This window comes from Ruminococcus sp. AM26-12LB (assembly GCF_003480785.1).
Taxonomy (GTDB): domain Bacteria; phylum Bacillota; class Clostridia; order Lachnospirales; family Lachnospiraceae; genus Blautia_A; species Blautia_A fusiformis.
In genome coordinates, this window is record NZ_QUJX01000032.1 from 1 (window position 1) to 14141 (window position 14141).

11 protein-coding genes, 1 tRNA gene and 1 pseudogene are annotated in these 14141 nt (G+C 44.3%); 11 read left to right on the forward strand and 2 right to left on the reverse strand.

The genetic code is table 11. The annotated features are described in order from the left end of the window. Positions 1-430: 430 nt before the first annotated feature. Together DW694_RS16315 and DW694_RS16320 are read left to right on the forward strand one after the other, a co-directional pair. Positions 431-703, forward strand: a complete 273-nt coding sequence (locus tag DW694_RS16315; RefSeq protein WP_021650832.1) for a hypothetical protein — start codon at positions 431-433, stop codon at positions 701-703. A 175-nt stretch (positions 704-878) separates the two neighbouring features. Further along, the gene (locus DW694_RS16320) at positions 879-1046 is read left to right on the forward strand and encodes a tyrosine-type recombinase/integrase (protein WP_021650830.1); all 168 of its coding nucleotides are present in this window, start codon (positions 879-881) and stop codon (positions 1044-1046) included. Between the two features lie 278 nt (positions 1047-1324). Here the strand turns inward: DW694_RS16320 and DW694_RS16325 are convergent, their stop codons facing one another. Further along, positions 1325-2248, reverse strand: coding sequence for a LysR family transcriptional regulator (locus DW694_RS16325; RefSeq protein ID WP_015527133.1), 924 nt, complete (start codon positions 2246-2248; stop codon positions 1325-1327). A gap of 136 nt (positions 2249-2384) precedes the next feature. On the opposite strand from DW694_RS16325, the gene DW694_RS16330 reads away from it, so the two are divergent. Together DW694_RS16330 and DW694_RS16335 are read left to right on the forward strand one after the other, a co-directional pair. Then, positions 2385-2726 (forward strand): demethylmenaquinone methyltransferase, encoded by a 342-nt coding sequence (locus tag DW694_RS16330; RefSeq protein WP_015527134.1) that lies wholly within the window; start codon positions 2385-2387, stop codon positions 2724-2726. Beyond that, positions 2648-2935 (forward strand): annotated as a pseudogene (locus DW694_RS16335) (NAD(P)-dependent oxidoreductase); the annotation flags it as partial. The gene DW694_RS16330 and the pseudogene DW694_RS16335, both read left to right, overlap by 79 nt. A gap of 878 nt (positions 2936-3813) precedes the next feature. Here DW694_RS16335 and DW694_RS16345 read toward each other — a convergent pair. After that, positions 3814-3895: transfer RNA gene (locus DW694_RS16345), tRNA-Tyr, on the reverse strand. A gap of 194 nt (positions 3896-4089) precedes the next feature. Between DW694_RS16345 and fba the strand changes: the two genes are divergently transcribed. The 7 genes from fba (at position 4090) to DW694_RS16380 (ending at position 13354) form a co-directional block, all read left to right on the forward strand. Next, entirely contained in the window at positions 4090-4953 is an 864-nt protein-coding gene (fba, locus tag DW694_RS16350) for a class II fructose-1,6-bisphosphate aldolase (RefSeq protein WP_015527136.1), read from the forward strand. A 276-nt stretch (positions 4954-5229) separates the two neighbouring features. Further along, complete coding sequence (locus DW694_RS16355) at positions 5230-6558, forward strand: ABC transporter substrate-binding protein (protein ID WP_021650828.1); 1329 nt, start codon at positions 5230-5232, stop codon at positions 6556-6558. 118 nt (positions 6559-6676) lie between these two features. Next, positions 6677-7525, forward strand: coding sequence for a sugar ABC transporter permease (locus tag DW694_RS16360; RefSeq protein WP_110104281.1), 849 nt, complete (start codon positions 6677-6679; stop codon positions 7523-7525). Further along, a complete protein-coding gene (locus tag DW694_RS16365; protein WP_021650827.1) occupies positions 7525-8361 on the forward strand; it encodes a carbohydrate ABC transporter permease in 837 nt (278 codons plus the stop codon). The genes DW694_RS16360 and DW694_RS16365 overlap by 1 nt, the downstream gene beginning before the upstream one ends. A gap of 89 nt (positions 8362-8450) precedes the next feature. Next, positions 8451-9989 (forward strand): response regulator, encoded by a 1539-nt coding sequence (locus DW694_RS16370; protein ID WP_118753343.1) that lies wholly within the window; start codon positions 8451-8453, stop codon positions 9987-9989. Beyond that, on the forward strand, positions 9964-11667 hold the full coding sequence (locus DW694_RS16375; RefSeq protein ID WP_021650824.1) for a histidine kinase: 1704 nt from the start codon (positions 9964-9966) through the stop codon (positions 11665-11667). The genes DW694_RS16370 and DW694_RS16375 overlap by 26 nt, the downstream gene beginning before the upstream one ends. Next, on the forward strand, positions 11657-13354 hold the full coding sequence (locus DW694_RS16380; RefSeq protein ID WP_118753344.1) for an extracellular solute-binding protein: 1698 nt from the start codon (positions 11657-11659) through the stop codon (positions 13352-13354). The genes DW694_RS16375 and DW694_RS16380 overlap by 11 nt, the downstream gene beginning before the upstream one ends. The last annotated feature ends 787 nt before the right edge of the window (positions 13355-14141 follow it).

Sequence of the window (14141 nt, forward strand, 5' to 3'; positions counted from 1 at the left end):
CGTAAGGTGTTTGCCAATGCAGTAGTGGGAGAAGCAAGAATCCCCCTACTTTAGCTGTGGGGAGTGTCAAATCAGGGGAAAATCGAAACGGACAGATTGGCTGGTAAAAAATATTCTTGCAAAGAAAGGGTGGTTTTCTCCACCGTTTCAGACGGAGAAAGAGCTGAGAGATATCCTTCAAAAACTATATAAAGAAACGGATATCCATGTTGACGGTTCTATGGTATATTTCCGTTGTGTGAAGTAATGCAATGATGCTGGATTTATAATAAAGTTTCAGATAATAAGTCTGGAACTTTATTTTTGTCTAAATGGATTATTGTCGTCCGTTCAGGTCTGGATAATGCTCGATTCTCATGTTAAGATAATAGAAAAAAAGGTTAGATGAAACTAATACAAAGAAATACCACTATGTGAAAGGAGAAGAAATTTGAATGTAAATGAAATTGCAAGTCTTGGAAGTAATGTGAAGCCTGTGATTCAGAATGAGAATTGCGCTGTTCTTATGTTAAATGATGCGACAGGAGAGGGCGTTATGACGGTTTACCGAGTAATGCCAGGTGTGATGATTTGTTTTTCAGACATGTACATGGAACAGTGCGCATCTGAATTTTATCTGTATTCTTTTGTGGCTTACCTGTATGAACTGGAGAGTGGGGCTGATTGCAGTGACGGGTGCTGCTGTTTCTCTGATTCAGGATGAAATTGAAATCGAATGGAATTTTGACGATATTTTTTCAGAACAGAGATAACTTGAGCAGGACAAGAATGATTTATCAGAAGATAATAAAGGTGCTGGGACTACCTGATGGAAACGTCAGATAGTCTTCGGCAGAAAAAAATAAAATTTTTTTGTCCTATACTTGACACATCCACATATGCTGAGGCATACGTTTTGCACCAGATGTGCAGAAGCTGGCCTAGATATCAAAGTTTTACAAATGATTATGGGACATAGTGACATAAGCATTACAATGAACATATACAATCACGTAGATGTTGCAAGAGTACAGAATGAAATAAAAAAGCTTGAAAATATAATGTAATAATCAGAGCCATTCCCTTTATCGGGCGTGGCTCTTTTATGACAATTTTTGTGACAAATAAAAGAAAATAGACGCAATCAGACGAAATATTGTTTTTCATGGAAATGCTGAAAATCCTTGTAAACAAAGTGTTCTTGATATATGATGAAACAAGTCGAAGCCCGTTGTTGCTTTATGTGGCGGAAAGCGGTGGATCAAAAATCCTGGTATAAATAATATAATAAGAAGAAACGGTAAAGCAGAAAATCTTCCTGACGGACTTGTGCTTACCGTTTTTTTTATTTCTGTCGTTCCCATACCTGGCCGATCGGGAAGGACGGAGTGGATTCTGCAAGAAAGTCTTCCAGTGCATTTTCGAAGAATTCCACGGCACGTTTGCTAGTGGACTTTGGATATTTATGCTTGATCTTATAGCAGACACGGTTTGGCGGTGTGTTTTTCAGTTCACTGATAAAAAGAGGCCGGTAATGGGAAAGCTCCAGGATCACAGACTGTGGTGCGACCATCCAGTTCCCCGGTTTTTTCCAGAGACGGTCCAAAAGTGTGATGGTATCTGCCGCAATGTGAGGCCTGGAAGCGGAGGAAAGCCAGCGGTCATGCCAGATCTGATAATTGTCATCCCAACTTAAAAACAGCTCCAGGGATGGATCCAGCTCATCGGTATGTATTGCCGGAGCCGGAATCACTGGCTGATCCGATTGTATCAGATAAAGTTTTTCTTCGAAGATTTTCTCTGTTATGATATTCTTGTAATGCAATTTGTGGTAGACAAATCCGATATCAATGCTGTGTTCTCCAAGAAGACCGTAGAGCTCTGAAGAGTGATGGGACTCGATGTTCAGGTCCAGCTTGGTCTGTTCATTTAAGATCCTGTCATACAGTGGTGCGAAAACAGCTACGTTCAGGCTGTCTGTACAGCCGATGGTAAGTAGCAGGGAATCCTGATTGCGCTGCAACTCCATAGTTTCCTTCCAGAGAGACATCCAGCGTTCCGCAAGGATGATAAAATCTGTTCCCTTGGCAGTCAGTTCCACCTGCTTGTGGCCTTTCTGACGGATCACAAGGGGAAAACCCAGTTCGTTCTCCAGAGATGTGAGCCGGTGGCTGACAGTAGGCTGGGAAAGAAAAAGAAGATCCGCTGTACGGGTGATGCTCTTGGTATTTACAATGGTGAGAAAGGTTTCGATTTCAGCAAGATTCATATGAACAGCTCCTTTTCTTTGGTGTTGTCTATAGGATGGTTTAAGCTTTGATAATATAAAAATTATTTATATTATACAGAGAAATTATTCGTTATTCAATAGTAAGCTTGTATATCAAAAGAAGAGAGGTTTTCATATGGCATTAGGATGTAGGATCAGACGAAATTTTGAAAGACCGTCAAAAGAATTAGTAGAAGCCTTCCGTGGAATTCCAGTTGCAAATATTGATGATAACTGTGGAAAGATCGCTGCCGTAGATTCCAGTATTTTCCCGCTGAACCCGAAGGCAAGACTTCTGGGAACTGCATTTACAGTAAATGCACCGGCAGGAGATAACCTTCTGTTCCATAAAGCACTGGATATGGCTCAGCCGGGAGATGTTATCGTTCTTGCAAACAAAGGAAGCAGGATAGAGTTATCCTTATCAACAACAGCCGTGGTCAGCTTGTTGTTGAGCAGGATCTGGCAGATGCTCTGAATAGTGGGAAGGTTTATGCTGCTGGTCTTGATGTTGTTTCTACTGAGCCGATCAAGGGGGATAATCCGCTTCTCAAGGCTAAAAACTGCATCATCACTCCGCATATCTCCTGGGCTGCTCAGGCTTCCAGACAGAGGATCATGGATATTACGGTTGATAATATCAAGGCTTTTCTGGATGGTAATACGGTTAACAGAGTTAACAAATAGATTTTTTTCGGTGTTTCGATTTCCTATGTATGATGTGTGAGGAAAGGACGGCTGTCTCGCTTTTTGGGGGGTGGCCGTCTTTTTCTTTGTGTGGTGGATTGAATGAACCGTACGCCGGGGATGTGGCAGCGGTACGGGCAGGGCTCCGTCGGCGGATACTGCTAAGGCTCCGGAAATCGGCTAAAAACATTGAGACAGGGGCAGAACTCGCCTCTGGCTCAGACAGCAGCCCCTGTCTCAATAACGCCGATCCCCGCAGCCTAAGCAGTATCACACCTCCTCCGCAGCAGCCCATACCGCTGCCACATCCCCGGCTGAAAATTCAACCGCAGAGAGCAGACAATAGAAGCGAATGTACATTCTGCCCAGTGCCCAAAAAACACAATATATAAAAATAAATCGGCACAGCGTTCCACGTCCAACACCGAAGAATACAGGAACCAGATCGGCACAGCATCCCACAACCAACACCGAAGCATACAGAAAACGGCCTCAAAACAATCCATAACCAATAAAGCAGCCGGCCGTATCCCCAAAAAAATAAATCGGCACAGCACCCTGCATCCAACACCGAAGCATACAGAAACTAGATCGGCACAGTGTCCCACAATCAACACCGAAGCATACAGAAACTAGATCGGCACAGTGTCCCACAATCAACACCGAAGCATACAGGAACCAGATCGGCACAGCGTCCCACATCCAATATCCAAGCATACAGACACAAGTCAACACCCTCCCCTCATCCACAACCAAGAACTCCTTAAAAAAAGCCCGAGGGGTGTGCAGAGGGGCCGCGGCTTTGCGGCCCCTTTGCGGTTTTCTTTTTGCACAAAAAAATAGCTCCTACATCGCAAAGATGTAAGAGCTAAATTCGCTGGATGGAGAAGGATTCGAACCTTCGAAGGCGGTGCCAACAGATTTACAGTCTGCCCCCTTTGGCCACTCGGGAATCCATCCGTGAACAACAAATATATTATACATAACATTTGATAAAATTGCAAGCTTTTTCTCAAAAAAAATAATAATTCCCACAGCATCAGCATTTTTGGTAAAATACTGGACTTACCAAAGGAAATCTGCTATTATGAGTACGGTTGGATATAAAGGACACGGTTTTTCCGTATCCTAATACAGGTTAGGAGGATTTTATCATGTTAGTAAACGCAACAGAAATGCTGAAAAAAGCAAAAGCAGGCCATTATGCAGTTGGTCAGTTCAACATCAACAACCTTGAGTGGACAAAAGCTATCCTTCAGACAGCTCAGGAGCTCAACTCTCCTGTAATCCTTGGTGTTTCCGAGGGTGCCGGTAAATACATGACAGGTTATAAGACTGTTGTAGGTATGGTTAACGGTATGATGGAAGAGCTGAACATCACTGTTCCGGTTGCTCTTCATCTTGACCACGGCAGCTATGATGGATGCCTGAAATGTGTTGAGGCTGGTTTCTCTTCCATTATGTTCGACGGATCTCATTATCCGATCGATGAGAACGTAGCTAAGACTAAAGAGCTGGTTAAGATCGTTGCTGAGCACAACATGTCTCTTGAGGCAGAGGTTGGTTCCATCGGTGGCGAGGAAGATGGTGTTGTTGGTATGGGCGAGTGCGCTGATCCTGAGGAGTGCAAGAGAGTTGCAGATCTCGGAATCAACTTCCTTGCAGCTGGTATCGGTAACATTCACGGAAAATATCCGGCTAACTGGCAGGGCTTAAGCTTTGAGACTCTGGATGCTATTCAGAAACTGACAGGAGATATGCCGCTTGTTCTTCACGGTGGTACAGGTATCCCGGCAGACATGATCAAGAAAGCGATCAGCCTTGGCGTTTCCAAGATCAATGTAAATACAGAGTGCCAGCTTGCATTTGCTGAAGCTACACGTAAATACATTGAAGAGGGTAAAGATCAGCAGGGTAAAGGATATGACCCACGTAAGCTTCTTGCACCTGGAGCAGAAGCGATCAAAGCTACTGTTAAAGAGAAAATGGAGCTTTTCGGATCTGTCAATAAAGCATGATGAATCGAAAATAATATATGGAAGAAGCCGGAATGGGAGCAAGCCTGTTCCGGCTTCTTTTTTCATGGTAAAATATCAATATTTTTACTATATAAAAAAATCAACATGTTTCTTGATTTTTTTATATAGTGAAAATGACCTCTTCGATTTACAATAATATCAAGTTAATCGAGAAGCTGATTTGAAGCTTATCGGTCAGGAATATGCGAAATGGACGTTTTAAGCATATCCGCGAAACAAATTGAATATCATATAAGGTAAAGGAGAGGTACGATTATGAGAATGAAAAAAGCAACAGCATTTGGTCTTGCAGCTTTGATGGCAGCTACTATGATCCCGGCAGTTCCGGCTATGGCAAAAGGGGATGACAGTGAAGGCTCTGTTTATTATCTGAATTTTAAACCGGAGCAGGCAGATCAGTGGTCAGACCTGGCAAAGAAATACACCGATGAGACTGGTGTACCGGTTACCGTTGTTACAGCTGCTTCCGGAACTTATGAGTCTACTCTGAAATCAGAGATGGCCAAGGATGAGGTTCCGACACTGTTCCAGGTTAACGGACCAGTTGGACTTGCATCCTGGAAGGATTATTGCTATGACCTGAAAGACAGCGATGTTTATAAAAATGTGGAGAGTGACGATTTCGTACTGAAGGAGGACAGCGGTGCAGTTGACGGTATCGCCTATGTAATTGAAACATATGGAATTATTTACAACAAAGCGCTTCTTAAGAAATACTGTGAGATGGATGGCGCTGTGATCAAGTCTGCAGATGAGATCAACAATTTTGAGACATTAAAGAAGGTTGCAGATGATATCCAGGCTAAGAAAGATGACCTTGGAGTTGACGGTGCATTTACTTCCGCAGGCTTTGATTCTTCCAGTGACTGGCGCTTCAAGACACACCTTGCAAACCTTCCAATCTATTATGAGTACAAAGAAGACGGAATCACATCCACAGATGCGATCAAAGGGACCTATCTTGACAACTTCAAGAACCTGTTTGACCTTTATATCACAGATTCTACCTGTGAGCCAAGCCTTCTTTCCAGCAAGACTATCGATGATGCAAATGCTGAATTTGGTCTTGGAGAGGCTGTGTTCTATCAGAATGGAACCTGGGCTTATGATAACATCAAAGATAACGAAGTAGCAGACGAGGATATGGGAATGCTTCCAATCTATATTGGTGTAGATGGTGAAGAGGACCAGGGACTTTGCACAGGCAGTGAGAACTACTGGTGCGTAAACAAAAAAGCAGATGAGAAGGATATCCAGGCAACTCTTGATTTCCTCAGCTGGGTTATCACAAGTGATGAAGGAAGAGAATCTATAAGCCAGGAAATGGGATTTACAACACCATTCAAGACCTTTGATGAGAATTATGAGTCTGCAAATCCGCTTGTAAAAGCAGCCGACGAATATGTAAAAGCTGGTAAAACTCCGGTTTCATGGAACTTTACAACCATGCCTTCTGAAGAGTGGAAAAACCAGGTCGGCAGTGCAATGCTTGAGTATGCACAGGGTACCGGCGAGTGGGATGCTGTGAAAACTGCATTTGTTGACGGATGGGCAAAAGAGTACAAAGCAGCAAATGAAGGCTGATAAGGTATAACTGAAACGTGATCACGAAGGGGTGGGCGGTTTCCGCCTGCCTCTTTTAATGAAGAGAGGATGTGTAAAGTAGGGAAGGATGCATCCTCAGGAGAAAGGAAGAGAAAACATGCAGAATAAGATGATGAAAAAGTATTTTCCGGTTTTTGTCCTGCCTACCCTGCTGGCATTTACCATTGGATTTATCGTTCCCTTTATCATGGGCGTATATCTTTCCTTCTGTAAATTTACCACAGTAACGGATGCAAAATTCGTGGGATTACAGAACTATGTGAAGATTTTTACTGAGGATGGAACCTTTGGACATGCATTATGGTACACCACCGCATTTACGGTTGTATCAGTAGTTCTGATCAATGTGATCGGTTTTGCAGTTGCGTTGCTTCTGACCAAGAAGATCAAAGGAACCAATATATTCCGTACTGTATTTTTTATGCCAAACCTGATCGGTGGAATCATCCTTGGTTATGTATGGCAGCTTCTGTTAAACGGTCTGCTTCTTCAGATCAATAAAACACTTACATATTCTTCTGTTTACGGATTCTGGGGCCTTGTGATCCTGATGTGCTGGCAGCAGATCGGATATATGATGATCATTTACATTGCAGGTATCCAGAATATCCCGGGTGAACTGATCGAGGCTGCACAGATCGATGGTGCGAACAAAGGACAGCTTCTGAAGCATGTGATCATTCCTATGGTCATGCCGTCCATCACCATCTGTACTTTCCTGACACTTACCAACTCCTTCAAGCTTTTTGACCAGAACCTTGCTCTTACAAATGGTGAGCCTTCCAATATGTCAGAAATGCTTGCACTGAATATTTACAATACCTTCTATGGACGTACCGGATGGGAAGGTGTAGGACAGGCGAAGGCCGTGATCTTCTTTATCCTGGTTGGAGCAATTGCCATGATCCAGAATCGTCTCACAAGAAGTAAGGAGGTACAGCAGTAATGAATAAAAAAGTAAAATTCAGCGGTCTGTGGACTGCGATCCTGAGTGTGGTATCTGTTGCTTATATTTTCCCGATCCTTCTGGTTTTGATCAATTCTTTTAAGAAAAAAGCATACATCAGCCGTTATCCCTTTGCAATCCCAACGGATAAAATGTTCGTAGGTCTGGAAAACTATGTAAATGGTCTCACAAAAACCGGATTTTTCCAGGCATTTGGATGGACATTATTTATCACAGTATTTTCTGTTGCGGTAATTCTGCTCTGTACCTCCATGTGTGCCTGGTACATCAACCGTGTTACCAACACGCTGACAAAAACCATGTACATGCTGTGCCTGTTTTCCATGGTCGTACCATTCCAGATGGTAATGTTTACTCTTTCCAAGATCGCAAACATCCTGAAACTGAATACTCCGTGGGGACTGATCATCATTTATCTTGGATATGGAGCAGGACTTGCGGTATTTATGTTCAGCGGTTTTGTAAAATCCATTCCGATCGAGATCGAGGAAGCTGCCATGATCGATGGCTGTACCCCGATCCAGACATTTTTTAAAGTGGTTCTTCCGGTTATGAAACCGACCTGTGTAACTGTAGCGATCCTGGAAACCATGTGGATCTGGAATGATTATCTTCTTCCATATCTGGTACTTGATATCAAGAAATATAAAACCATTTCCATTGCCATCCAGTATCTGAAGGGCGGTTACGGAACCATTGATATGGGAGCGATGATGGGCGTTCTTGTTCTTTCCATCATTCCGATCATTGCCTTCTATCTTGCATGCCAGAAATATATCATTGAAGGGGTGGTTGCAGGAGCTGTTAAGGGCTGACAAATTAGTTGAATAATGTTAAAATGAAAGAAAAACGGCCTGCTCTGCGTGCTTTTACGTGGATCAGGCCATATTTGGCGAGGTGAGGAATGTACAGAGTTTTGGTGGTAGATGATGAAAAACTGGAACGTGACGGAATCCGCTTTCTTCTGTCTATGGAGGAGGGAGAGTGGGAGATTTATGAGGCGGCTAATGGCAAGCTGGCATTAAATGAGCTGAGAAAGCATCCGGTGGATCTGATGCTGACAGATATCAAAATGCCGCATATGGATGGTCTGGAGCTTTCAAAAAAAGCAAGAGAGGAATATCCGGATCTGGAAATTATCATTTTCAGCGGTTATGGAGATTTTGCTTTTGCTCAGGAGGCGATCCGCTATGGTGTGACGGATTATGTACTGAAACCGGTGGATCCGGACCGCTTTCATGACACCATACAGAAGATCCAGAAGGAGATCGCATCCCGGAAAAATAAAGAGCAGCAGTCCATAAAAGAAAAGAGCTTTCTTCAGCAGTATTTTCTGTTGGGCTACATTTATTCCGGAGATCAGGAGCGTCTGAAGGAAGCGGAAGGAATTGTGGATTTTTCTGTCTGGGAGCAGTGGCACTGTGCAATTCTTATTGAATCGGATGAAGCTTTTTTTGATTCTGCCAGTGATGAGGTTCCCCTTGAGATCCGGGAAGAGCTTCGCCGTTCTTTCTTCTATTTGAATCTTAATGGCCGTCAGTCTTTGCTTCTTTTTAAGGATGTGTACTGTGATTATGTCCTTGTGGCAAAAAATGTCTATAATCTTCTGAAGCGTCTTCATTCTGTTCGCTTTCATCTGGCTGTAAGCCGGCGTTTTGACGGATATCAGGAACTGCCGGAAATCATGGAACAGCTGGAGCAGCAGATGGAAGAAAAATTTTATCATCCGGATATTCATGTCTATACCAGCGAGGAGGACGAGGAAAAAAATACCGGAGAAGAGGAGCAGGATTCCAGGCTCATGGAAAAAATCTCAGAAGATATTTCCAGAAAGGATGTGAAGCAGCTGTGGAGCCATTTCCGCAGCCTGGCATCCAAATATCAGTCCAATACCCAGTTTTCGGCCATGTATGTGAAATTTGTTTTTTCCAATGTGATAAGGGAGCTGTTTCAGGAGAATCGTTTTGCCGGAGAGCACAGGCTGGATCTGGAGGTGGATCATCTGTATGGCTGTTCTACCATTCAGGAGATCATTGAGGTTACAGAAAAAAATATCCGCCAGTACGAGGAGTTCCTAGACCGTTCCATGAGCGAATCCAGAGATGAGGTGGCAGCAGTCAAAAATTATATTTACAATCACTATGCGGAAGATCTGAATCTGGAAACACTGGCAGAAAAGGTATACCTTTCGTCCGGCTATCTCAGCTTTATTTTCAAGAAGGAGACGGGGATGAACCTGAATCGTTTTATCCGTGTGTTCCGCATGGAAAAGGCCAAGGAGCTTCTACGAACTACCAACATGAAAGTAGCCATGGTCAGCGAGCAGGTAGGATTTGCCAATTCTTCGTATTTCTGCCGGAGCTTCCGGGAATATTACGGAAGCAGCCCGGAGTCCTATCGGAAAGGAAACAATGAGGATGAAGAGTCTTCTGAAGAAGTATAATAATATGAAATACCGGTACAAGCTGACAAATCTTCTTGTGGTGGTATCCCTGGTGCCGATGACTGTGTTGGCACTGTATAGTCACAGTCGTATGAGTAGTCTTGTACGGAAAAATGAGATGGAGGATATGTACTCCATTTTGGAGCAGACCAGAGAAAACATTGACGGGCAGATCGAAATTTATGCCAGCCTTTTGAATTATCTTACCTATTCTCCTGAAATCCAGGAGGTGATCTTCAACAAAGATATGGATCGTTATACTGCATATGAACAGTATACGGAAGTTGTGGATCCGCTGTTGACGGTGCCGAAATCCTACCACGAAGCAATTCTGGGGATACATCTTTTTGCAGAAAGCATTCCCGTGCGCCATGAATATACCTTGGCTCCGCTTTCAGAGGTTGATGGGGAATGGTGGAGTGACAAATTAAATAATACCGTGACGGTTCAGTGGATCGTGGACCGGGATAATCGTCAGATCGCGGCAGTCAGGGAAATATATGATGGTAAGATCAGGGAGGCTGTGCTCTGTATTTTGTTGGATTACGGAAAAGTATTCCAGCCTCTGGCTAATATTATTGAACGGAATTCCGGAGGCTTTGTGGTGGATGATCAGCAAAATATCGTCTATCATGGAGAAAATCTGGCTGCCAGTGATATTTCAGCACAGAAAGAAACCGCAAAAAAGCTGGATCGTCTGAGGGAAGAATATACCTATGTCAGCAGCAGCGGACATGAAACAAGATGGACCTATTATTTTTACAAACCTCCGGCTGTGATCGAGAGCTCGGTTTCAAAAGTATTGATCAGTGAGATCCCACTGATCGGCTTCTGTGTTGTGATCATCATTGTGCTTGGAATGACGTTTTCTAAGCTGTTTACCAGAAAGATTGAGCAGCTTACCAGAAATATGGAACAGGTGAACCAGGGAAGCCGTGAAGTTACGGTTTACAGTGATTCTGGAGATGAGGTAGGACAGCTGGTGAGAAGCTTTCACCATATGATGGATGAAATTAATCGACTGATCGAAGAAGTGTATGAAAATAAGATCGCTCTGAAGGAATTTGAACTGAAAGCGTTGACTGCCCAGATCAATCCCCATTTTCTTTATAATTCTCTTTCTATTATAAACTGGATGGCGATTAAGAGCCGTCAGAAGGAGATCAGCCGTGTGACACTGGCATTATCTACATTTTACCGGACAGCGCTCAGTAAGGGAGCAGATATGGTGACTGTGGAAACCTGTATTCGGAATATCGAAGCTTATCTGGAAATCCAGCTGATCATGCATGACAATGATTTTAAGGTGGAGTGGAATATCGATCCGTCTGTTCAGCAGGAGTTGGTTCCGAAGCTTGCCCTGCAGCCCATCGTTGAGAATGCTCTGGAGCATGGCCTGGATGTGAAGGAGGAAGGGGAAAAGCTTCTGAAACTTTATTTCTTTGAAGAGAATGGAGATGTAGTGATCCGGGTTGAAGATAACGGAATAGGGATGGAGCAGGAGCAGGCAGAAAAGCTGCTCACATATCAGGCAAAAGGCTATGGTCTTAAAAATGTCAATGACCGTATGTGCATTTTATATGGAGAGAAATATGCCATCCGGATCCTGAGCAAGGTAGGCGAGGGGACAAGCGTTGATATGAGGATCCCGAAAGAGGTAAAAAAAGATGAGACTTAGTCTGGGAAAAACAGTGGTATTTCTGAGTACGATACTGAGCCTGGCACTTTTGACGGGGTGTTCTTTAGGAACTGCAGAAATGGAAAAAACAGATATAGATGTTCTGTCCGAAAAGAGCAGTAAGAGCTGGGAACAGGCAGAAACCACGCCTCTGGGGAAATATCCGGAGCTTGTAACTTATACTCTGGGACAGATGAAAGGGGCTAATAATTCTAATCTTCCGGACGGGCAGACTTATGAGGACAATGCATATACCCGGTATCTGAAAAAAACACTGAATATTCAGAATAAGAATGTTTTTATGGAGAGTGAGGAGCGGTATGACGAAGCCCTGAACATCCTGGTCAAAGATCGGAATCTTCCGGATATTTTTCTGGTGTCGGACAGGGAAACTCTGGAAGAACTGGTTGAAAATGATCTTATCGAGGATCTGACGGAAGTATATAAAAGCTGCGCTTCCGATAAAATAAAGGAAATGTATGAGAGCTATGGAGAGGAACTTTTGGCATCCGGGACTTTTGACGGAAAACTGTATGCACTTCCGGAGACTGCCATTGATGATGGGCCGCAGCTTTTATGGCTGAGACGTGACTGGATGGAGCAGCTGGGACTGAAAGAACCGAAGACTCTGGAAGAGGCTTTTTCAGTGATCCGTGCGTTTCAGGAAAACCGGATGGGTGCAGAGGATGGTGAAGATCCTGTGGGACTTGTCTGTGATCCGGGACTTGTGGGCACGGTCAGCACCAGCTATTCGGTGGACTCTGTGTTTGAAAAGTTCGGGGCATATCCGCAGCAGTGGATTGAAAATGCAGATGGAGAAATTGTCTATGGATCGCTGACGGAGGAGACAAAGGAGGCTCTGGGGTATCTCAGAGAGCTTTACAGGCAGGGAATACTGGATTCGGATTTTGCTTTACGTGCACAGAATAATATCCGTGATCTTGTGGTGAATGGAAAATGCGGAGCGTTTTTCGGGCTCTGGTGGACTCCGAATAATCCTCTTATGGATGAGTATCGGAAGAATAAAGAGGCAGACTGGGAACCGTATTATCTGACTGCGGATGTAAAGCGGACTGTGGAGGTATACTCTACGTTTCGAGATAATAAATATGTAGTTGTGCGTAAAGGGTATGAGCATCCGGAGATCGCAATGAAGATTTTGAGTGTGTTGTTTGACCATTCCAGATATGAGGCAGAGGATGCGGATGAGATGAACACTTATTTTGCCTTGAATGTGGATCCTACGGCGCGTCCGCTAATGATCAATGTAGATTACAATGAGGCTACCTATATAGTGACAAAGCATATCCGTGAGGTTCTTTATAGTCCGGGCGATGAGAAGACCAGGGAGGATCTCAGTGCCATTGAGGCGTCTTATTTTGATGCGTGTAAGGAGTATCTTAAGGCGGAGGTGCCTTCGGTAGAGGCCTGGGCGGCGTATAAGTCCAGGATTTCGGCGGTGGGGCTTCTGGTGGATGCGAATTACCGTGCTCCGGAGAAGAAGTATCTGGGGGATGGTGACGGGGAGATTCCTCAGACTTTGCGTTTGCTGGAGAAGAACGCATTTATCCAGATCATTATGGGGAGGATGCCTGTGAGCTCTTTTGACTCTTTTGTGGAAGATTGGTATCGTAAGGGTGGAGACAGTCTTACGGAGCGGGTTCGGGAAGGGCTTGTGGACTCGTGAGGCGGATGTATAGAGGGACGCCAGAGGAAGGTGGCATCGCTCCAGGCAGGGACTCCGTCGGGGGATACTACTAGGGCTCCGTGAGACGGCTAAAAGCATTGTGGCAGGGCCAGAACTCGCCTCCGGCTCAGACAGCAGACCCTGCCACAATAACGCCGTCTCCCGCAGCCCAAGTAGTAATCACCCCTCCTCCGCAGCTGCCCGGCCCGATGCCACCTTCCTCTGGCTGACGCTTCCAGCCGACAGGAAAAAACATGCGGGGGATGGAAGCGGCCTGGGCGTCCTGTCCTGAAATGTCAGACTGGTACAGAATATTCCTATAAGTATCGAAGAATACAGAAACGGGATCGTCACAGCGTATCACCATAAATATCGAAGAATACAGGAACTAGATTGGTACAGCGTATCACCATAAATATCGAAGAATACAGGGACCAGATCGGCCCAGCGTATCACCATAAATATCGAAGAATACAGGGAATAGATCGGCCCAGCGTACCACTATAAGTACCGAAGAATCCCAGAACCAGATCGCAGATCGGCATAGCGTACCACCATAAGTACCGAAGAATACAGAAACCAGATCGGCACAACGTTCCATTCTGAGTACCGCAGCATACAGACAAAAGTCAATAACGCAGCACACACAACAACGAAGAACTATTTCCGTGCCCAAGAGGGTGGGGGTGCAGGGGGAGGGCCTTCGGGCCAATGCCATTTAGATAGAACATTTTGTAGATGATTCTTTATGTTACATTCTGTAATGTTTTGATATTTGGAGTGCTTT

What these genes read in the sequence shown, in the direction of transcription:
- DW694_RS16320 (WP_021650830.1), top strand. Translation starts at nt 879, where the DNA reads ATGCTGAGGCATACGTTTTGCACCAGATGTGCAGAAGCTGGCCTAGAT.
- DW694_RS16355 (WP_021650828.1), top strand. Translation starts at nt 5,230, where the DNA reads ATGAGAATGAAAAAAGCAACAGCATTTGGTCTTGCAGCTTTGATGGCA.
- DW694_RS16360 (WP_110104281.1), top strand. Translation starts at nt 6,677, where the DNA reads ATGCAGAATAAGATGATGAAAAAGTATTTTCCGGTTTTTGTCCTGCCT.
- DW694_RS16325 (WP_015527133.1), bottom strand. Translation starts at nt 2,248, where the DNA reads ATGAATCTTGCTGAAATCGAAACCTTTCTCACCATTGTAAATACCAAG.
- DW694_RS16375 (WP_021650824.1), top strand. Translation starts at nt 9,964, where the DNA reads ATGAAGAGTCTTCTGAAGAAGTATAATAATATGAAATACCGGTACAAG.
- DW694_RS16365 (WP_021650827.1), top strand. Translation starts at nt 7,525, where the DNA reads ATGAATAAAAAAGTAAAATTCAGCGGTCTGTGGACTGCGATCCTGAGT.
- DW694_RS16330 (WP_015527134.1), top strand. Translation starts at nt 2,385, where the DNA reads ATGGCATTAGGATGTAGGATCAGACGAAATTTTGAAAGACCGTCAAAA.
- DW694_RS16370 (WP_118753343.1), top strand. Translation starts at nt 8,451, where the DNA reads ATGTACAGAGTTTTGGTGGTAGATGATGAAAAACTGGAACGTGACGGA.
- fba (WP_015527136.1), top strand. Translation starts at nt 4,090, where the DNA reads ATGTTAGTAAACGCAACAGAAATGCTGAAAAAAGCAAAAGCAGGCCAT.
- DW694_RS16380 (WP_118753344.1), top strand. Translation starts at nt 11,657, where the DNA reads ATGAGACTTAGTCTGGGAAAAACAGTGGTATTTCTGAGTACGATACTG.